Genomic DNA, 21,297 nt, shown 5'->3' with positions numbered 1-21,297 from the left:
AGAACGAAGGGAGAATGAGTATGAAGATGCAGAAAGCGGCCTACATGAGAGGCATTGACAAAATGGTGATCAAAGAGATACCGGTTCCTGAAATCGGGGATAACGAAGTTCTTGTCCATTTGGAATATGTGGGGATATGCGGGTCGGACGTACATTATTTCCACAGCGGCAGCTGCGGAGCCTACAAAGTGGATCTGGAAAAAGATTTTATGCTTGGACATGAATGTGCAGGAATTGTAGAAAAAGTAGGAGCAAATGTCAAGAGCCTGAAAGAAGGGGATAAAGTTGCTCTGGAACCGGGAATCACATGCGGAAAATGTGAATTTTGCAAAACCGGGCACTATAATCTCTGCCCGGATGTAGTGTTCCTTGCGACACCGCCTGTACAGGGATGCTATGAAGAGTATATCGCTTTCCCTGAAGATATGTGCTTTAAGCTTCCGGATAATATGAGCACAGAAGAAGGCGCGCTGATCGAGCCTCTTTCCGTTGGATTTTATGCAGCAAATCAGGGTGAAGTTCAGACGGGAGATACGGTAGTTATCCTTGGAGCAGGGTGCATCGGCCTAGTGACTCTCCTTGCATGCAAGGCTCACGGAGCAGGAACTGTTATCGTATCTGATGTTGTAAATGCCCGGCTTGAAAAGGCAAAAGAGCTTGGTGCAGACTATGTAGTAAACGGCGGAAATGGAGACGTCTTAAAAGAGATAGAAAAACTTACAAATGGCAGAGGAGCAGATGTGGTATTTGAGACAGCAGGTTCTCCGGTAACCATCGCGCAGACACCGTTTATTGTAAGAAGAGGTGGTACCATCACTCTCGTAGGTATTTCTTCACAGGAAGAGATTTCTTTCAATTTTGCACAGATCATGGATAAGGAAGCACAGATCAAGAGTGTATTCCGTTACCGCAATATTTATCCGAAAGCAATCGCAGCAGTGGCAAGCGGCGCGATTGATGTGAAGAAAATCGTTACACACAGATTTGAGCTGGACAATATACAGGAGGCCTTTGATGAGGCTGTCAACAATAAGACAGATCTTGTAAAAGCAGTTATTAAAATTTAGGAGAAAAATTATGTTGTATGTGGGCGTGGATTTAGGAACATCTGCAGTGAAGCTCCTCTTAATGGAGGCGGATGGAACTATAAGAAATATTGTGTCAAAAGAATATCCATTGTTCTTGCCGCATCCGGGATGGTCAGAACAAAATCCGGAGGACTGGCTGGAGAAGACACTGGAAGGGCTTCAGGAACTTACCAGGGGATACGATTCGCAGCAGATTGCAGGAATAGGTGTGGGAGGGCAGATGCATGGACTGGTTACGTTGGATGACCAGGATCGTCCGATACGCCCCGCCATACTGTGGAATGATGGAAGATCGGAAGAGGAGACCCGCTATCTCAATGAAGAAGTGGGAAAAAAGAAACTCTCAGAATATACGGCAAACATTGCATTTGCCGGCTTTACAGCCCCAAAAATACTTTGGATGAAAAAGAATGAGCCGGAAAATTTCAAACGTATAGCTAAGATCATGCTGCCGAAAGATTATGTGGTCTATAAACTGACAGGAATGTTCTGTACAGATATGTCGGATGCATCAGGAATGCTGCTCATGGATGTAAAAAACCGGTGCTGGTCCCAGGAGATGATCGAGATATGCCAAATCACAGAACAGATGCTTCCGAAGCTTTGCGAGAGCTATGAAGTAGCAGGCACGCTCCGCCCTCAAATGGCGGAAAAAGCCGGACTGACCGAGAAGGTCAAAGTTGTGGCAGGTGCCGGGGATAATGCGGCAGCAGCAGTGGGAACAGGAACGGTAGGAGAGGGACGCTGTAATATTTCCCTTGGAACATCAGGAACTGTTTTCATATCAAGTAAAAATTTCGGAGTTGATCAATATAACAGCATCCATTCCTTTGCACATGCAGACGGCTACTATCATTTGATGGGATGTATGCTGAGCGCGGCATCTTGCAATAAATGGTGGATGGATGAAATCTTAAATACAAAAGATTATGAAGCAGAACAGAGCAAGATTGAGCATCTTGGAGAAAACTCCGTATTTTATCTTCCCTATCTGATGGGAGAAAGATCCCCTCATAATGATCCGAAGGCAAGAGCTTTGTTTATCGGAATGTCCATGGATACTACACGGCAGGATATGACCCAGGCTGTTCTGGAAGGAGTTGCTTTCGGTTTGAGAGATTCTCTTGAAGCGGCAAGAAACTTAGGCATTACAGTCAGCCGGACGAAAATATGCGGAGGAGGAGCCAGAAGCTCCCTGTGGAAGAAGATCATTGCTAATGTCATGAATCTGAAAGTGGACGAGACGGAAAGTGAAGAAGGACCGGCGCTTGGCGGCGCTATGCTGGCTGCAGTAGGATGCGGAGAATATCCCACTGTAGAAGCGGCGGTAGAAAAGATTGTAAAGGTGGTACGGACCGTGGAGCCGGAACCCGAATTAGTAGAAAAATATGAACGTCAGTACCGGCGTTTCAGAGAGATTTATCCGGCGGTGAAAAATCTTTACTAATATTAATAAAAGTCTCTGGAAATAGAGTTTAAATACTCGCTTTCAGAGGCTTTTATATTTATCCTATTTATAATTATGATAGTGGGAAGAGATTTTCTTATTCTGAAAGAAAGGAGCTTCGAAGAAGTTTTGCAGACACTCTGAGCAGGGAATGTGGGAAGGAGACAGTGTGAAAATTTAATTCCATAAATTAAGAGAAAATACTCTTTGAGTCATGGTGTTATGATTCAAAGAGTATTTTTTTACGGGTCGGATAGACCCTGTTGAGTATGTTGGAGTTTCTCAACAGAGAAACGGAAACGTGCGAAATAGAAACCACCTGCTATGCGGGTGCGCGACGTTTGTTATACAAAAAATCACCTTTCCGTTATAATAGGGTTGTTCAGGCCACTATTAAAGAAAGGAAAGGTGATTTTATGGCAAAGCAAACGAATTCGCTCGCACATACGAAGTGGATGTGTAAATATCACATCATCTTCACCCCTAAGTATAGGAGAAAAATTGTATATAATCAATACAAAGCTGACCTGCGAGACATATTAAAACAGTTATGCAGCTATAAAGGGGTGGAGATATTGGAAGGACATCTGATGCCGGATCATGTGCATATGCTGGTAAGCATACCGCCGAAAATCAGCGTATCTTCGTTTATGGGATACCTGAAAGGGAAAAGTGCCCTGATGATGTTTGACAGGCACGCAAATTTAAAGTACAAGTTTGGGAACCGTCATTTCTGGTCAGAAGGATATTATGTAAGCACAGTTGGATTAAACGAAGCCACCATAAAGAAGTATATACAAGATCAGGAAAAAGCAGATATGATGCAAGACAAACTCAGCGTGAAAGAATATGAAGACCCTTTTAAGGGTCAGGGCTGAGTAGTATCAACGCCCCTTTAGGGGCAGCGACGAGTCAATAGCAATGTGGCTTGAACGGAGCTGTGGGAAGAATGCGCAGCAGACTTCCCATAGCATTTAAAGAGAAAGCCAGCGCCTTGAGGCGCAGCCAAGTAGGGCGGGCTTAGAGCCTGCGTCCCGAGCCACCCGTTTTACGGGTGGGGGCGACTGAGGGATTAAATATGTTTGTCGAAATATGCCAGAAAATGGAAATTATAGTTGATGTTGTTTGCATAATTATAGTACGTTGAGTGAGACGGCTTATTCATGTAATATTAACTAAAGGAGCGTATTATGAGTAATAACTTTAGTACAGGTGAACGAGTCAGAAAACTGAGGAAGAAGAATCATCTAAGTCAGGAGCAGCTGGCTTTTGCAGCAGAAATTACTACAGCATATTTAGGACAAATAGAAAGAAATGAAAAAAATCCCACAATACTGGTTATATCAAAAATTTGTGACGCATTGGGAATGGGATTATCGGAATTTTTTGCTGAAGAGACACTTCCTGAACAAAAGGTTGATGCGGTCACGATTCAAATTTTAAATCAATTGCGTGATCAGGAAGAAGAGGATAAAGTGATTATCCTGCAGCTGATTAAGCAGGCTCTGAAACTAAAGAAAAGATAGGGAGCGAAACTGTATACCATAAGGTATGCAGTTTTTTTGTTGTCTAGATATATAGAAAAAGACGATATATTGATTGAAATTATAGATAAAAGCAATTTTACTTTTAGAAAATTTTTATTTATAGTTACTATAGTAAATATACTATAATAACTAAAATAGTGATGACAGGAGGAAAAAATGAAGAAGAGAGTTGTAAGTGCATTCTTATGCGCTGCTATGGCTGTTTCCTTAATGGCAGGCTGCGGAAGTACAAATGAATCAGAGGAAACTCAAAGTGATGCATCAGAAGAAGAGACAGGAAGTGAAAAAGATGTCCTAAAAATCGGGACAACTGCAACAAATGAACAGGTAACAGAAGCGATTAGAGATGCCCTGGAAGAAGAAGGATATGAAATGGAAATTGTAATGTTCCAGGATCCGGTTCAGCCAAATACTGCATTAGATGCTGGTGAGATTGATGCATCATTTAATGAGCATGAGGCATATATGCAGACATTCAATGACGAACAAGGATATAATTTGAAATTTATGGGACCAATTATTTTCGGACCATTTTGTTGCTATTCTAGTAAATACGAAAGCATTGATGATTTGTCAGATGGTGCGCAGGTGACTATATGTAGTGATGCTTCCAATAAAGATCGTTCTTTAAAACTATTGGAAGATATGGGATTGATCAAGTTAGCTGAATCACCACAGTATGGGGACTATTATGTTGCGGAAGATATTGTAGATAATTCAAAGAACATTGAATTTATAGAAGCAGAAGAACCAAATGTTCCAACTACGTTAAATGATGTAGATATGATAGTTGCTTATAATCCAACTATGTATGCAGGCGATTATGATACGAGCGGATTGCTGTATACGGAAGAATATACTGATGAACTGTCATCATTGGCACAGGGTGTGGTAATTAATGGAGATAATGAAGATGAACCATGGGTAGAAGACCTGATGACGGCGTTTACTTCGGAAACAGCAAGAAAAAATCTGGAAGAAGCAAATGACGGAAGCTTTATCATCGTTTTTTAGAATTAAAACAAAACTGTCTTAGAGAAACAGGTGCTCAGGTTTTCGGACTTGTGCACCTATTTTTATAACTATTGTGAGGTGTAAGGCATGATTGAAATATCAGATTTACAGTTGTCCTATGGAGAGTTGGAAGTACTAAATGGAATTAATTTAAATATTTATGATGGCGATATATACGGAATCATAGGACAAAGCGGAGCTGGAAAGTCGACATTATTAGGCTGCATTAACGGACTGCAGAAATATGAAAGTGGAAGTTTGAAAGTTGATGGAATAGAGGTGAAAGACCTTAAAAAAAATTTTGAAATACGAGAGTTTAGACGAAACATAGGAATGATTTTTCAGCAGTTTGCCATCATAGACAGAGAAACAGTTTATAAAAACATAGCAATTCCGTTAGAGTGTTGGAAATATAAGAAGAGTGAAATTGATAAAAAGGTAAAAGAGCTGGTAAGACTGGTTGGGTTGGAAGAAAAAATAAAAGAGAAGGCAAAAAATCTCAGTGGCGGTCAGAAGCAGCGCGTAGCTATTGCAAGAGCACTGGCGTTGGATTCTAAAATTTTATTGTGCGATGAGGCAACTTCCGCTCTTGATCCTAAAATCACGAAGGATATTTTGGCTCTGTTAAGAAAAGTGAATGAAACATTGGGAGTGACGATTGTAGTGGTCACTCATGAGATGTCAGTTGTAAAGCAAATTTGTAACAGAGTGGCTGTACTGGATGAAGGAAAGGTCGCTGTGGAAGGGACAGTAGAGGACATTTTACTTCATTCTCCCCAGGTGTTTGCCGCATTTACAGGAGAAGATGAGACAAAAATTTTGCCGACTGAAGGAAAAAATATTCGGATTGTATATACAAAGGATTCTCATCCGGAGAAGATTTTCTCACAGCTGAGCAGAGATCTTGGTATCAATTATACTCTGGTATACGGTTCTATGGACAGATACAGGGACAAGCTGATGGGGTCTGTTTATATTAATGTAGATGTGGAAGACGTAGATAAGGTTATCGAATATTTGCATATGAAATCGATCAAGGCGGAGGTGGTATAGGATGGATTTAAGACAATGGGAATTATTTAAACAGATTGTTCCATCAGCAGTTGCGGAGACTGCATTCATGCTGTTTTGGGCGACAATTATTTCTATTATAGTTGGATTTATTCTCGCTATTATTTTGTTTGTTACCAATAAAGATGGCTTGAAGGAGAATAGAATTATTTATGGAGTCATCAATACAATTATTAATGTTATTTGTTCCTTCCCATTCATCATTTTAGTGGTTGCATTGATTCCAGTGACGAGAGCGGTAGTTGGAACTCCAATAGGAAATGTAGCTGCGATTTTTCCTCTTAGTATAGCGGGAGCCGCATCCGCCACAAGACTGATAGAAGGGAATTTGAATGAGGTAGATAAAAGTCTGATAAGAGCGGCACAGTCCTTTGGGGCTTCCAATTGGCAGATTATATATAAAATCGTATTAAAGGATTCTATGCCTATTATGATTTATGGAAGTACGATTTTAATTATCAATATTTTGGGAATGACGGCTATGGCCGGAACGATTGGAGGCGGTGGCTTGGGTGCTATTGCCATTACATACGGTTATCAGGGATTTAACAGAGTGATTATGTACGGTACAGTCATTATTTTAGTCATATTGGTGGAAATTTTACAGGTTAGCGGTGTGCGGATTTATCACTGGATGAAAAAACATTAATGAATACAAGAAAAGGAGAAAAAAATGAGTAATATTATTGATCGTCCCAGATTTACATGTACTTTGGGTGGGGCGCTTGGAACATTGAAAGCATTGCCTGGAAAAGTAGTACCTATTATTCATGCAGCACCAGGATGCGGAGGAAATCTGGGATATACAATTTCTTTATCTGCTGCCTATGCAGGAAGCGGGTATGCTTCAAATCAAGCTGTGTCCAGTACCTGTGTAACAGAAAAAGATTTGATTTTCGGTGGAGAAGACAGACTTGAAGAACAAATTGAAAGTACGCTGGAGATTATGGATGGGGATTTGTTTGTTGTAATGACTGCCTGTATGGTGGAAATCGTAGGTGATGATGTAAAAAGTGTTGTTTCCAGATTCTCTACAAATGATAAACCGGTATTCGCTCTTGAAACGGGAGGATTCAGAGGGGATTCCTATGATGGGTATGATCTGCTTATGGAAACGTTGGTGAAGGATTATGTGGAACCGTCACAGGAAAAGAATAAAAAGATGGTCAACTTATTGGGAGTCGTTCCTATTATGGATATTTTCTGGAAAAGAGATCTGTCAATTTTAAAGGAACTTCTTCAAGAGATAGGGCTTGAGGTTAACACATTTTTCGGAGAATTTGAAACTCTGGAAAACCTGAAATATTCTTCCAAGGCAGCATTGAATATTGTTGTATCAGATACATATGGGATTCAAACAGCGAAATGTTATGAGGATATCCACCGTGTTCCCTATATTACCACAGCTTTTCCGATAGGTGACGGAGCAACAGCAGATTTCCTCTATGAAGTCGGGACTGCTGCCGGAATTTCAGAAAAAACGATTAACCGAGTAATAGAAAAGCATCGCAAAGAGTACTATCGCTATGTAGAGAAAGTGGTTGATCTGTATACAGACTGTGATTTTCAGAGGTATGCTGCAGTAATAAGCGATGCAAACTATGCACCGGCTGTCAGCAGATATCTGTCAGACGATATAGGATGGATACCAGATGTGATTGTGATAACAGACCAGTTGGATGAAGGAGAAAAAGAGAAGGTAAGAAAAAGGTTTGAAAATTACAAGTCCGGAATAGCACCTCATGTTTTTTTTGATACGGATACTGGAAACGTGGAGGGTCATTTGAGAGAGATATGGCCTGTGGAAGAGGAAGATGGCGAGTATCATGACAGTTTTGATCCGGCTTTCGTGATTGGAAGTTCCATGGACAGAGAGTTCGCTGAAAGAATAGGCGCATTACATTTAAGTGTATCTTATCCGATTGCAAATCGTGTGATTATCAACAAAGGCTATGCAGGCTGGGAAGGTGGCCTGAATATGCTGGAAGATTTATTTACTCAATTAGTTGCCTGCAGATAAAGGAGGAAAATTATGGAATACTATGATTCTAAGGAACCTGCTGTCAGAGAAAATCGTCTGGGATCCTGTAATAGTTATGGGGGAAATGTAAAAGATTTATTGGAATGTGCACAGGGAGGATGTATGAATTTGGCCTGCCGCAGATTTCATCAGACTCAGTTGTGTCAGTCAAGTCTGAGTTTGTCGTGGGTAGATACTGTTTCGGATCCGGTTGTCATTATGCATTCCCCGGTGGGCTGTGGTGGAATGAATATGTTCATGAGAGAATTGTTTTTTGATGAACCGGATAAATTGAGATATGTACGAACAATTAATACAAATTTAAGTGAAACAGATGTTATCAGCGGTGGAGAAGATAAATTAAGAGAAGCAATTTTGTATGCGGAAGAGAAATTTCATCCAGAAAATATTTTTGTAATGATGACATGTGTCCCTACTTTGACAGGAGATGATGCTGATGCAGTAATAGACTCCGTAAAAAGTGAAGTGAAAGCCAATATTATGCCAGTATACTGTGCTGGATTTAAGTCCAAGATACCAGCGTCAGCATATGATGCACTTTATCATGGAATTATAAAAACTTATTTACGGGAAAAGGAAGAGGAAGTAGAAGCTAATTTAAGAAAAAATAACGGGAAAAAAGTCAACCTTTTTAATACATCATCAACCAGTCATGCCGATCAGGATGAGTTAAAAAGGCTATTAGAGCTATTGGGATTAGAAGTGAGGATACTTCCATATGATTCACCTACAAAGTATTTAACAGAAATGGTAGATGCATCTTTAAATGTAAGTATCTGTACAACTCATGATGAATATTTATTTCAATATATGGAAGAAGTTTATGGAATACCATATGTAATGAAAAATATTCCAGTAGGTATTGGGAATACCAGCTTATGGCTGCGAGAGGTTGCAAAATTTTTTGGGAAAGAAAAAGAAGCAGAGAAAGTCATTGAACAGGAAGTAGGAAAATTGGAAAGAGCCCTTGCACCGTATCGAAAGATACTTTCAGGAAAAACAGCTTTTATTCATGGGGGAGAACCACGATCTTTAGCGACAGCAGATACATTAGAGAGGCTGGGAGTAGAAGTTTTAGGAATTGAGACAAGACATCACGACAGATTTTCTAATGAATTGCTGGAAAAAAGAAAAAACAACGAAAAAATGACTTACAGCGTAGCTATAGGACAGCCTTTCGAAAAAGCAAATCTTCTGGAACGGATGAAGCCAGATATCTATGTAGGGCATAACGGACAATGTGTACAGCCGGCAAAACAGGGAATACCGGTATATCCGTTGTTTTACAAACCCAATAACTATTTTGGATTTACGGGAGTATTTGAAATAGCCAGAGGTCTGGCAAGAATGACAAGAAATATCCAGTTCTATAAAAATCTGAGGGAGAATCTTCGGTTGCCGTATCAGGAAAGTTGGTATGAGAAAGAGCCGTTTTCTTATATAAAATCAGGAGAAACTATTTAGTGGGAAGGAATACAGAAAGATGAGTCATAAGATAAAACAAATTGCAATTTATGGAAAAGGCGGAATTGGAAAATCTACAACGACATCAAATCTAAGCGCTGCTTTGTCAAAGATGGGATATAAAGTCATGCAATTTGGTTGTGATCCGAAAAGTGATTCTACCAATACATTGCGTGGAGGAAAATATATTCCTACCGTTCTGGATATGATGAGGGAAAAGCCCAAGGTGAAGGCGATGGATGTTGTCTATAAAGGGTTTAACGGAATTTATTGTGTAGAGTCTGGAGGACCGCAGCCAGGAGTAGGATGCGCCGGAAGAGGAATTATCAGCGCAGTCGATTTATTTAAGCAGCAGAGAACTTTTGAAGAATTAGAGATTGATTATGTAATATATGATGTCTTGGGAGATGTAGTATGCGGCGGCTTTGCTATGCCTATTCGTGCAGGCATAGCAGATCATGTTTTCACGGTGTCATCGGCGGATTTTATGTCTGTATATGCGGCAAATAATCTGTTTAAAGGAATCGAAAAGTATGCCAACACAGGAGGAGCTCTTCTGGGAGGAATTATTGCAAATTCTATTAATGAGGAATACCAGAAAGAAATTGTGGATGATTTTGCAAAAAGGACAGATACCAAAATTCTTCAGTATATTCCGCGTTCTGTTGAGGTTACTAAAAGCGAGCTGCAGGGGAAGACAACTATTGAAGCCCTGCCAGAGTCGAAACAAGCAGGTATTTATATGGAATTAGCAAAAAGGATAGAGGCACATACGGAGTCAAAGGTACCGCAGGCACTTGAACAGGCAGAACTGAGGGAGTGGTCGGAACACTGGGGAAAAATATTGATAGATCGGCAGGAATAAGGAGATGACAGACATGAAGGAGAGAGAAAGACAGCTGGAATATTTGTCTCAAAATCATCCATGCTTTGCACTTTATAAGCGTCCTAATTTGGCAAGAATACATCTGCCTGTCTGTCCAAGCTGTAATATAATATGTAAATATTGTATCAGATCAATTAATGATAATGACGAAAGACCAGGCGTTGCCAAGCGCATTTTATCTCCGAAACAGGCGCTGGATATTGTACATAAAGCTGTAAAAATTTGTGACAATCTTCGGGTGGTGGGAATTGCCGGACCTGGTGATACGTTGGCTACCGATCATGCGATTGAAACGTTCCGACTGGTGAAAAAGGATTTTCCGAATTTATTATTATGTTTAAGTACTAATGGACTACTATTGGAAGAGCGGGCAGAAGAATTGGCGCAGATTGGACTTAATACATTAACAGTTACAGTCAATGGCATTTATCCTGAAATAGTAAGACAAATATGTGGAGGGATTCGTTACCAAGGAAGACGTTATTTGGAAGAAGAAGCAGCGCAGATATTAATTAACAAACAAAAAGAGGGCATACAAAAGGCGGCTTTGCTGGGATTGATTATAAAAGTAAATATTGTATTGATTCCCGGAATTAATGATAAACACATTGCAGAAGTGGCTGAAGCTGTGAAAAGCTGGGGAGCTCATATGATTAATATCATTCCTCTGATTCCACAGTATCAGCTGAAAGATTATGATGCACCCGGGTGTGAGCAATTGGCTGATGCGAGAAAAGAGGCGGAAAAGCATATCAAAGTTTTCCGTCACTGTCAGCATTGTCGGGCTGATGCAGTTGGTATACCTGGGATCAGTGAGTATAGACAAGAACTTTATGAGTTGTTGGAAGGTGATGACAGCAATTTTTCACATGGATAGGAAAAAGGATATTTGGAAGGTTTGTATATGTACAAGTGATATGAAAAATGTGAATCTTCCTTTTGGGAAAACAGATGTTGGACTTATCTATAAAGTAGAGAGAAGAAAAGAGACAGATTTGCTAGAAAAAAGAATCTTATCTTCCAATGGTATCAGGCAAGGGAGACATGACTTTGTAGAAGATGAAAAAGTACAGAAAATAAAAGACTGTGATTATATCGTGTGCACAAAGATAGGGACCAAATTTCAAAGAGTCATAGAAGTTCATGGTGTAAGTGTCATTGAATATCAGGGCGATATTAAAACTGTGTTGGAAAAACTGCGAAAGTATCTGTTATTGACCAGACAAGAAAGATAGGAAAAAAATGGGTGATTTCTTAACTTGTGACCTTCGAAAATAGTGATTATAATAAAGGGGGAGCTAGATTAAGTGAGACAGATTAGATAAGAACAGGAGGAGGTCAATATGTCTCTGACGATCAGAGAAGCCCTGAAATTCGGCGGCTTATTCGGGGCAACTGTCGTTGCGGGAGAAGAGGGATTGGATATTCCCATTGAGAGTGTAAGTGTTCTGGAAATAGCAGACAGGAATATTTCACACTGGGTTTTGAAAAAGCAGCTTTACATTACCGCATTTTATGCCATTTGTGACAACGTAGAACAGCAGAAAGTTGTAATTCAGACTTTGATCGATTACGGGGGCTGTGGACTGGTGCTCTGTTATGTGGGGACATGGGTCCAGCAGATAGATCAGGAAATTATCGATCTGTGTAATGAGGCAGGGTTCCCTCTCATTCAGGCTCGCCAGGATGTGTCCTATATTGAGATCATGAACCCGATCCAGAATCTTCTCTATAAGGAGAATGCACCTGCACTTGAGCCAAACAATGAGACGGGAATCAGAAATGATTTTCTTAACCTGATCATTAACGAGGAGAATATGAATGTGGTCTTCCAGCAGATGAATCAACGCCTGGAAAAACGCATTTCCTATTATGATACCTATGGGAAAATTATTTTTTCCGACAGGGATGATGCTGATATCCAAAAAGAAGAAGAGTACCTGAAATACAACTTCAATCATGTTCTTTATGCATGCAGTAAAAAAGGCTATACAGTGCAGTCTATAGAAGGAAAGGAATGTCTGATCGTTCTGATCCGTTCCCAGAAAAATTTGTTCGGGCTTTTTATTACAGATTATGATGAAACCTTTTCTGAAGAAATGGAGGAAAAGCTGATCCATCCTTTGGTGGTATCGGGCTCTCTTATTCTCAGACGAAAGAACAGGATGGCAGATTTAAGAGAAAAGGCAGTGCAGGAATATGCGGCGGACCTTCTTGTATGGAATTTCCCTTCCAATGAAAGAGCGGTGGAACGGGGATATGAGTTGGGGCTTACCATTCTGGACAAGAATTGTATTGTTTTGATCAATATTAATTCTATCCAACAGATGACAAGCCCTAAAGTACAGCAGGAAATACAGGACTATGTGAAACGGGTTCTGCTGGGCAAAATTGAAGAGTTCATGAAATCTTATAATACAGATAACTGGCTCGCCCTTCGGAGCGATACAATTATTCTGTTTATGGATAACCGGGACAGCAAGATTGATATGAAAAAATTCTGCGGAAGGCTCCTGGGGCTTTTCCAGGGGAAGCCAAATCTGTCGGTTTCCGTTGGTGTCAGCAATTCATTCACAGAGGTGACGAAAATGCCGGATGCTTATTTTCAGGCTTTTGAAGCTGCTGTCATCGGAAGAGAGCATTACGGTGAGAATAAGGTCATTTTTTATGATGCCGTCTATTTCTTTCAGAAGCTGCGAAAAATGGGCGCTCAGGATGAGACATACGAGGTATGTCAGCGTTTTATCGGCCCGGTGGCGTCCTATGATGAGGAACATGGGACGGAGCTGGTTGACACACTGCGTATTCTTTTGGAAAATAATGGAAATACTCACACAGCTGCTTCGCAGATGTATGTCCACAAAAATACAGTTCTGCAGCGAAGGAATAAAATTATAGAATTATTGGGCTACTCACCTTTTGAGATGCCTCACCTTTTAAATTTCCTGATCGTTTTTGATATTTTGAAGGGAAAATAGAAATGGATATTGGGTTGTTGTGTGCGACTGCACACAGCAGCCCTTTTTTTGTGTATGGCTACACGGAGACAAAGGGCGGACGGTTTTGTTAAGATATAAACAAAAGAGAGTACCGGTGCTGGCATCAGCGTATACTAACAAGGAAAGTCAACGTAAGGAGGAATGAAGATGGGTAGTGTGAACAACGTATCAGAAAAGAAAACAGTACATTCGTCAAATGATAATGCGACGCAGCGAGTGCCGGAAGCCGAACAGAAAGGCTTTTGGAGTGTGGCGTTTGTCTGTGCCGGATTTTGTATCTGTATGTCCGGATTATATACCGGTTCAGCCATTGCATTTGGGATGAATTTCCGGGATGCGATCATTGCGACTTTAGTAGGAAATATTATTTTGAGTGTTTATGGAGGATTGATCGGGGCAGCAGGTGCAAGAGAAGGAGTGTCATCTTCTATTCTGGCCCGCCACAGTTTCGGAAGAGAAGGATCCAAAGTGATCGGTATCTTATTAGCAGTTGTTATGGCAGGATGGTATGCTGTGCAGGTAGGGTTCTTTGGATCTACAATGTCAGCTCTTTTCCCGGAAGGAGGATTCATTACATCTCAATATGTAGCAGCAGCCTGGGGCGGTATTTTGATGATGCTGACCGCTTATTTCGGATATAAAGGATTAAATATTTTAAGTTATATAGCTGTTCCATTGATTTTCATTCTTTCTGTAGTCGGTGTCGGATTGGCGATCAAAGGAGCAGGCGGCTGGGCAGCTGTACAGAATGTGGTTCCTACAGAACCAATGACGATAGGAACGGCAATTGTTACTATTGTAGGATCCTTTGCAGGAGGAGCAGCGGCACAGTCGGATATTACCCGTTATGCCAAAGACTGGAAAGCCTCCTGGGGCGGTACTATTTTCGGATATCTGATTGCCAATACATTTATTATTATGTCAGGATATCTGATTACAGCGACAACAGGAGAAAGTGATCTCCCGGTTGCGTTCCTGGCAATGGGACTTGGCGTAGCAGCTCTTCTGATTCTGATCCTGGCACAGTGGACGACAAATGACAATAACCTTTATACAGCAAGTCTTGGATTATCCAACTGTCTGCCATTCCCAAAGAAGAAGATTGTTATTGTGACAGGTCTTCTGGCAACACTTACCGGTACCCTGGGGCTGGCAGATTACTTTTCAACATGGCTGAATGTCCTGGGAGTAGCGCTTCCGCCTGTTGCCGGAGTTATCATATGTGATTACTATCTGATCCGGCATCGCCATTATGAGTATGGGCCGGGAACAAAGTACTGCAAAGTAAATATTTGGGCTTTTGCAGGAATGATCATAGGTATGATAGTCGGATTTACCGTAAATGCAGGAATTGCTTCTATCAACTCTCTTGTAGTCAGTGTAGTGGCTTACCTGATCCTTATGAAAATATTCAGTAAGAGCGGACAGGGAATCATAGGGGAAGAGATCGAAGAAGAAGAGATTAGAGAATAGTATTGGAAATTAAAAATAAAAGCAAAATGTAAAAAATAAAATTTTATATATAAGGAGGACAATACTATGGCAAGTTATATGGAACTGGAACTGGCAAATGCATGTTACAAATTGATGCATGATCTGATTCAGGTAAAGAAAGGGGAAAGCGTACTGATTACAGCAGATTCCAAACCGGATTTCCGGGTAGTAGAAGAAATGGCAAAGGCTGCTGAAGTGCTGGGAGCAAAAACAATGGTTGCCTGGCATTCCACCCCGAAGGGATATGGCGCATTGACAATGCCTTATCTTCCGGATCCTTTGATTGCCTGTGTGGATAAGACAGATGTCTGGGTAGAAATGAATGATCAGTGGCTTCTGTATTCTCCAATATGGGATAAGGCAGTAAATAATGGAAGAACAAGACAGGTTATGCTTGGCGGACTTAGCATTGAGAGAATTGTACGTTGTATCGGAGAAGTGGATCTTGAGGCACAGCAGGCATTCCAGAACAGATTAACTGAAATGACAAGAGCGACAAAACGTATGAGGATTACCAATGCGGCAGGCACGGATGTAACGTTTGAAAATGATCCGAACCGCCCGATCGGAAATGAATGCGATTACAGTTTTGCAGGAGGACATTTCCTCATCGGACAGATCGGATGGGCTCCGAAGGAAGAGACGATCGAAGGAGTGATCGCATTTGACGGAACAATTTCCGGAGGAGGCGATGCAGAGCTTGGCCACCTTACAGAGCCGGTATCCTATATCGTAAAAGAGGGAAGGATCCAGGAAATCAAAGGCGGTGAGCAGGCAGATATTCTCCGCGCTTATTATAAGAAACTGGACGATCCGAATATGTACATAGCTGCACATGTATGTTACGGAGTAAATCCAAATGCAAAACTGGAAGGATGCACGACAGAGGACGAACGTGTATGGGGCAGTACAGAATGGGGATTCGGACATCAGGGATCCTGCTATTCCGGAGGAGCTCCCCGTGAAGCAAAGAGCCATATCGACGGAATCTGTCTGAACTGTACAATTTATCTGGATGACAAGAAGATTCTGGAAGATGGCAAATTTATTGAACCTGAACTGGCAGAGTTAGCGAAAAAGTTAGGGAAATAGCAGGGTATATGCAGCGCCCAAAGCTCATAAGCCCCCACTGGCTTTGGGCACTGCAGCTGTTGATTGGCTGTATAAAATGGCAGATGTGATACCGCATCTGCCATTAAAATTAGAAATGAAAAGGAGAAGGCAATATGAGAAAATTAAAAATATGTGCAGATCCTTTTCCACCTTATCAGTATATTGACAAGGACGGATGTGTAAAAGGAAGAGATTATGAACTTGTTGCCGGAAGGCTTCACAAAGCGGGCTATGAAACGGAAGTTTGTATTGCACCCTGGAATCAGATTTATCCTGAATTTGAAAGCGGCCAGCAGGATGTTCTGTTTCAGGCGCAGGATTCGCCGGAACGTCTGGAAAAATTTTATTTATCAAAGAAGCTTCGGGATGCTGTAACGGAAGTGGTGACTGCTGATAAAACATTAAAGGACATTCAAAATTATTCGGAACTGGAGAACTACCGTCTGGGAGTGATCGCAGATTTTGCAAATGGTCCTGAGATCGACAGCTTATCGGCTTCATGCAAAGTGGAATTTCCAGATGCAGCGGCAGTCCTTAAGGGAATTTATGACGGTGAAGTTGATTTCGGAGTGCTGGATCAGGGCGTGAAAGAATATCTTATGTCCGATAATGTTACGTTGTATCCTGCTCCTGCACTGACATACTACAGACCGTTATATGTCATGTTCCGTGAAGAGAAAGTAAGGGATGATTTCGATGCGGCCGGAGAGCAGGCATAAGGAGGAAAAGGTATGATTTTTGACGGTCATGGAGACATATGGACAGATGTCACCAACAAAAGGATCAAAAACAAAGAGAGAGATATTTTCCGTAAGTATCATCTGGAGAAATTCCAAAAAGGCGGTGTGAACGGAGGGATATTCGTTATCTGGCTCGATCCGCCGTATGATGCAGATCCTGTCAAACGTTCAAAAGAGATTGTAGAAAGTATCCAGTGCGAACTTCAAGATGCGTCAGATATTTTAAATCCGGTGAAGAAATTTTCAGACCTTGCAGCAGGAACAGCAGCAGGAAAAATCAATGCAGTGACAGGAATGGAAGGGCTAAGTCAGATCGGCGAAGATATAGACCTGATCAATTACTTTTATGACGAGGTTGGCGTAAGGCATGCCATGCTTACATGGAATGAAGAGAATGCCCTTGCAAGCGGATGGCCGGGGGATCCAAGGCGAGGATTGACAGAGGCTGGAGAAAAGGCGGTAAGAAGAATCCAGGAACTTGGGATGGTGATGGATGTCTCTCATATCAATGACAAGGGATTCTGGGATATCATGAATCTGGCCCAGGGACCGGTGATCGCATCTCATTCCAATGCCAGATCTGTGTGTCCTGCCATGAGAAATCTGTCAGATGATATGCTGAAAGAAATTGCGAGAACAGGAGGGCTGACGGGAATAAACAGTCTTCGGGAATTTATAGATGAAAATCGCGAGAAGCAAACGGTAGAGCGCCTTGCAGATCATGTAGAGTATATTGCAGAGTTGATCGGTATTGAGCATATCGGTCTGGGATTTGATTTTGACGATTATCTGGAAGAAGAGGCGCTTGGCTCTTTCAGTTCCAATTTGGACTCTCCCAGTGGAAAAGGGATTTCCAATGAAGCGGAAGCGGGAAATCTTCTGGAAGTGCTGCAAAAGAGAGGATATAATCAGGAACAGTTAGATGCCATTGCCTATAAAAATTTTTATCGTGTTTTTCAGACAGTATGGAAATAACAGACCCTTCTTTTTATGCCTGTAATCCGGCCGGATGATTCCGGTCAGATTGCAGGCATTTTTCTATACTCCCGAGGTGTGCAGTGATAGAAACGGCGGAATACTTTGGCGAAGTTGCTCGGACTGTCAAAACCGCAGGAAACAGATATATCAGAAATACTTCTTTCGGGTTCCCGAAGGAGAAGATCTGCAGCCTGCATGCTCCGGTATTTCAACAGATATTGAATAGGGGAGGTCTGGATTGTTTTTTGAAAACAGCGCAGACATTCCCGCTCTCCGATATCAGCAGTCCTGGCGATTTCCGGTAAAGTAATTTCGCTGGAATAATTTTGATGGATATATTCCAGCATTTTTTTGATACGCAGATCATTTTGACCTGAAGTGGAAGAAGAAATGACCATCTCTTCTTTGAATTTTTGGGAGAGGAAAAAGCAGATGCAAGATAGCTTTTCCCGCACAATAAATTCAAATCCAGGCGGTTCTTTTTTCATGACCTCAAAGGCAGCGCAGAAATCCCGGATGATTTCCGGGTACTTTGACGATGGGAATAAAAAGCCGGAGAAGGACGGGCAGGAAAGGAGGGGGTGCACATACTTTTTTGCAAAGACAGAGTTGTCTGTTCCGGTCACAAGAGAGGGAGAAAAAACAAGGGAGTGAAGCAGACAGCCTTCGAGGGAAGATGCAAAGTGCAGGGTGTTGGAATTGATAGCAAAAAGGTCCCCCTTCCTGACGCAAAAAGAAGAGGAAGGGATTCGCACTTCCATACTTCCTTCTGCTGCATAGACTAATTCCATTTCCTCATGCCAGTGCCATGGTATCGTATCTTCCGGATTGTCGGTATAGAAAGCGGCATAACCGGCACAGGGGAAATCTAAGGTGCCATGCATCTGGAGTTCTTTTAATCCCCGGTTCAGATTCAGCCCGCATTCGTGAAGCGCCATAAAAGTTCCTCCTTTTCCAGGTTTGTATTACAAAATCCGTTATTGTTGCAATTGTCGGTTTTTTTATATTATATGTCCAAAATTGGGTTGTTTCAACAGGAAAAAGTCGCTAATATTATGAGACGGAAAGTATGACGGGCTGCCGGAGCGGGGACATCCAAAGCAGTCCGGAGCAGACAGGAGGAAAACAATGTTTCAATTATTGTTAGCGATTATTTATCTGGCATTTATCAGTCTGGGGCTGCCGGATTCCCTTTTGGGTTCCGCGTGGCCCAGTATGTATCCGGAATTTTCGGTTCCGGTTTCTTATGCAGGAATTGTTTCCATGATCATTGCAGCAGGGACGATCGTATCCAGTCTGCAGTGTGACCGCCTTACCAGGAAGATGGGAACAGGGAAAGTAACGGCTTTCAGTGTATTACTGACTGCAGCGGCATTGTTTGGATTTTCTATCAGTCATTCTTTTGCGGAGCTGTGTCTTTGGGCTGTTCCTTATGGTTTGGGGGCGGGCTGTGTGGATGCTTCGTTGAATAACTATGTGGCGCTTCATTATGCCAGCCGTCATATGAGCTGGCTTCATTGTATGTGGGGAGTAGGTGCGTCTGTCGGCCCTTACATTATGGGATTTGCGTTGTTTCACGGACAGGGATGGAATATGGGGTACCGCTATATTTCGTTTCTCCAGCTGATTTTAACTGCTGTTTTGTTTTTTAGTCTTCCTCTTTGGCCAAAGTCCGCTGCCGGAGGAGAAGACAAGGCGGAAGAGAGGACGGTACAAGGAGAAGTTCTGACACTGCCTCAGATCATACGGATTCCCGGAGCCAAAGAAATTATGATTACTTTTTTCTGTTATTGTGCTCTGGAGCAGACAACCGGCCTTTGGGCCAGCAGTTATCTGGTACTGCATAAAGGACTTCCTTCGGAAACTGCCGCGAATTTTGCCAGTCTGTTTTTTATCGGAATTACAGTGGGACGAGGGCTGTCCGGGTTCCTGACGCTGAAATTGAATGACAGACAGATGATACGGCTGGGGCAGGGGATTATTCTGTTTGGAATTATCCTGCTTTTGCTTCCGTTTGGAAATGGAAGCGCGCTTTTGGGACTGATTTTTATCGGCCTTGGCTGTGCGCCCATTTATCCGTCTATTATTCATTCTACCCCGGGGTACTTTGGGGCGGATAAATCCCAGGCCATGATCGGTGTCCAGATGGCGTTTGCTTATGTGGGAACCTGCCTTATGCCGCCGGTATTCGGGCTGATGGCAAATCATATCAGTATTTCCCTTTTCCCTTTTTATTTGCTGGCCATTTTGTGTATCATGCTGTATATGCATGAAAGACTGCAGAATGTAATATCTGTCTTCCGCAGAAATGCTTGTTCTGCCGGAACATATCGTCTATAATAGGTGGAAGATAAAATACCGCTGTCAGCGGACTTAAGAAATCGTTTGAAGCGGGGCGGAAGAGGAGAAGGCAGCATGGACTATAATCAGGCAAGGATGGAATTTGAGCAGTATCTGAATGATTATGACCGGACAGACGGCAAAGTAAAGCTGAAGATTACTCATACATATGGTGTTGTGGCAAGAAGCGGCCAGATTGCAGAAAGGATGGGACTTTCGGCAGAGGACAGGGAACTTGCGAAGATGATCGCTCTTCTTCATGATATCGGAAGATTTGAACAGTTGAAGCGGTATGACAGCTTTTTGCCGGAAACAATGGATCATGCGGCATATGGAGCGGATATTCTTTTTAAAGGAGGGCTTATCCGGCGCTTTCTGGAGGAGGATACCTGGGATTCTATTATAGAAGAGGCTATCCGGAAACACAGTGACTATATTTTGTCCGGCATAGAAGATCAGAGGACTTTGCTTCATGCCAGATTGATCCGTGATGCAGATAAACTGGATAACTGTCGTGTAAAATTAGAGGATCCGCTGGAAACGTTTATGAATGCTTCAGCACAGGAAATTGGAGAACAGAAGATTACAGAAAAGGTTCGTGATGATATTTTAAAAGGGAAGAGTATATTGTCCTCGGACCGGATAACGGATATGGATTTCTGGGTATCTTATCTGGCGTACTTTTATGATCTTAATTTTAAAGAAAGCCTGGAAATTGTAAAAGAAAATAATTATGTGGGAAAAATAGCAGGGAGGATTCCATATTCAAACCCGGAGACAAAGGCTACAATGCGGAAGATTTCAGAAGAATTGGAGAAGTATATTGACGGACGGCTGAATATGTGAAAAAATAAAGCCACAGAGAATAATATGTTAAAATGATGCGGGAAAATGTGAAGGGTGTCCTGGTTCTATGGAATGCAGAACAGGTACCCTTCATTTTGCGCGATAAGCCAGGCAGGCGGCCGTCATGCTTGCATGAACGGACATTTGCCTGGCAACGGACAGCGAACGGCTTTGCCGTGAGCTGCCTGCGGTATCGAACAGATAAGCCGGGCAAGCGGCCGTCATGTAG

At 42.0% G+C, this 21,297-nt stretch carries 20 protein-coding genes; 19 read left to right on the top strand and 1 reads right to left on the bottom strand.

All coding sequences use genetic code 11. From position 1 onward, the window contains the following. Nucleotides 1–20 precede the first annotated feature (20 nt). The 17 genes from R2J37_RS14315 (at nt 21) to R2J37_RS14235 (ending at nt 17,879) form a co-directional block, all read left to right on the top strand. Complete coding sequence (locus R2J37_RS14315) at nt 21–1,067, top strand: NAD(P)-dependent alcohol dehydrogenase (protein ID WP_256192959.1); 1,047 nt, start codon at nt 21–23, stop codon at nt 1,065–1,067. Nucleotides 1,068–1,077: 10 nt separating this feature from the next. Next, nucleotides 1,078–2,535 (top strand): xylulokinase, encoded by a 1,458-nt coding sequence (gene xylB, locus R2J37_RS14310; RefSeq protein ID WP_316265709.1) that lies wholly within the window; start codon nt 1,078–1,080, stop codon nt 2,533–2,535. A 416-nt stretch (nt 2,536–2,951) separates the two neighbouring features. After that, entirely contained in the window at nt 2,952–3,413 is a 462-nt protein-coding gene (gene tnpA / locus R2J37_RS14305) for an IS200/IS605 family transposase (RefSeq protein ID WP_316265707.1), read from the top strand. A 312-nt stretch (nt 3,414–3,725) separates the two neighbouring features. Further along, nucleotides 3,726–4,061 carry a helix-turn-helix domain-containing protein gene (locus R2J37_RS14300; protein WP_256192963.1) on the top strand — a complete coding sequence of 112 codons (336 nt, stop codon included), beginning with the start codon at nt 3,726–3,728 and terminating at the stop codon, nt 4,059–4,061. 177 nt (nt 4,062–4,238) lie between these two features. Continuing rightward, nucleotides 4,239–5,096: a MetQ/NlpA family ABC transporter substrate-binding protein gene (locus R2J37_RS14295; RefSeq protein ID WP_316265705.1), complete on the top strand. Its 858-nt coding sequence runs from the start codon at nt 4,239–4,241 to the stop codon at nt 5,094–5,096. An 87-nt stretch (nt 5,097–5,183) separates the two neighbouring features. Beyond that, nucleotides 5,184–6,149 carry a methionine ABC transporter ATP-binding protein gene (locus R2J37_RS14290; RefSeq protein ID WP_316265703.1) on the top strand — a complete coding sequence of 322 codons (966 nt, stop codon included), beginning with the start codon at nt 5,184–5,186 and terminating at the stop codon, nt 6,147–6,149. A gap of 1 nt (nt 6,150) precedes the next feature. Further along, on the top strand, nt 6,151–6,816 hold the full coding sequence (locus R2J37_RS14285) for a methionine ABC transporter permease (RefSeq protein ID WP_316265701.1): 666 nt from the start codon (nt 6,151–6,153) through the stop codon (nt 6,814–6,816). Nucleotides 6,817–6,840: 24 nt separating this feature from the next. After that, the gene (locus tag R2J37_RS14280) at nt 6,841–8,187 is read left to right on the top strand and encodes a nitrogenase component 1 (RefSeq protein ID WP_316265699.1); all 1,347 of its coding nucleotides are present in this window, start codon (nt 6,841–6,843) and stop codon (nt 8,185–8,187) included. 12 nt (nt 8,188–8,199) lie between these two features. After that, nucleotides 8,200–9,672 carry a nitrogenase component 1 gene (locus tag R2J37_RS14275; protein WP_316265697.1) on the top strand — a complete coding sequence of 491 codons (1,473 nt, stop codon included), beginning with the start codon at nt 8,200–8,202 and terminating at the stop codon, nt 9,670–9,672. Nucleotides 9,673–9,691: 19 nt separating this feature from the next. Next, nucleotides 9,692–10,537, top strand: a complete 846-nt coding sequence (gene nifH, locus R2J37_RS14270) for a nitrogenase iron protein (RefSeq protein ID WP_256192970.1) — start codon at nt 9,692–9,694, stop codon at nt 10,535–10,537. A gap of 13 nt (nt 10,538–10,550) precedes the next feature. Continuing rightward, the gene (locus R2J37_RS14265) at nt 10,551–11,435 is read left to right on the top strand and encodes a radical SAM protein (RefSeq protein WP_256192971.1); all 885 of its coding nucleotides are present in this window, start codon (nt 10,551–10,553) and stop codon (nt 11,433–11,435) included. Continuing rightward, nucleotides 11,347–11,793: a NifB/NifX family molybdenum-iron cluster-binding protein gene (locus tag R2J37_RS14260; protein ID WP_316265694.1), complete on the top strand. Its 447-nt coding sequence runs from the start codon at nt 11,347–11,349 to the stop codon at nt 11,791–11,793. Before R2J37_RS14265 ends, R2J37_RS14260 begins: the two co-directional genes overlap by 89 nt. A 108-nt stretch (nt 11,794–11,901) precedes the next feature. Further along, entirely contained in the window at nt 11,902–13,536 is a 1,635-nt protein-coding gene (locus tag R2J37_RS14255; RefSeq protein ID WP_256192973.1) for a PucR family transcriptional regulator, read from the top strand. Between the two features lie 168 nt (nt 13,537–13,704). Then, on the top strand, nt 13,705–15,030 hold the full coding sequence (locus R2J37_RS14250; protein WP_316265692.1) for a cytosine permease: 1,326 nt from the start codon (nt 13,705–13,707) through the stop codon (nt 15,028–15,030). 66 nt (nt 15,031–15,096) lie between these two features. Beyond that, complete coding sequence (locus R2J37_RS14245) at nt 15,097–16,143, top strand: 2,5-dihydroxypyridine 5,6-dioxygenase NicX family protein (protein WP_256192975.1); 1,047 nt, start codon at nt 15,097–15,099, stop codon at nt 16,141–16,143. 134 nt (nt 16,144–16,277) lie between these two features. Continuing rightward, nucleotides 16,278–16,883: a substrate-binding periplasmic protein gene (locus tag R2J37_RS14240; protein ID WP_316265690.1), complete on the top strand. Its 606-nt coding sequence runs from the start codon at nt 16,278–16,280 to the stop codon at nt 16,881–16,883. Nucleotides 16,884–16,895: 12 nt separating this feature from the next. Beyond that, complete coding sequence (locus R2J37_RS14235) at nt 16,896–17,879, top strand: dipeptidase (protein ID WP_256192977.1); 984 nt, start codon at nt 16,896–16,898, stop codon at nt 17,877–17,879. Between the two features lie 44 nt (nt 17,880–17,923). Here the strand turns inward: R2J37_RS14235 and R2J37_RS14230 are convergent, their stop codons facing one another. Continuing rightward, complete coding sequence (locus tag R2J37_RS14230; protein WP_316265687.1) at nt 17,924–18,820, bottom strand: AraC family transcriptional regulator; 897 nt, start codon at nt 18,818–18,820, stop codon at nt 17,924–17,926. Nucleotides 18,821–19,010: 190 nt separating this feature from the next. On the opposite strand from R2J37_RS14230, the gene R2J37_RS14225 reads away from it, so the two are divergent. Continuing rightward, nucleotides 19,011–20,222: an MFS transporter gene (locus R2J37_RS14225; RefSeq protein WP_316265686.1), complete on the top strand. Its 1,212-nt coding sequence runs from the start codon at nt 19,011–19,013 to the stop codon at nt 20,220–20,222. Nucleotides 20,223–20,297: 75 nt separating this feature from the next. Further along, nucleotides 20,298–21,068 (top strand): HD domain-containing protein, encoded by a 771-nt coding sequence (locus tag R2J37_RS14220; protein WP_316265685.1) that lies wholly within the window; start codon nt 20,298–20,300, stop codon nt 21,066–21,068. Nucleotides 21,069–21,297: the final 229 nt, after the last annotated feature.

The organism is Claveliimonas bilis (assembly GCF_030296775.1).
GTDB classification, from domain to species: domain Bacteria; phylum Bacillota; class Clostridia; order Lachnospirales; family Lachnospiraceae; genus Claveliimonas; species Claveliimonas bilis.
This window is presented reverse-complemented; position numbering and strand designations above follow the sequence as displayed.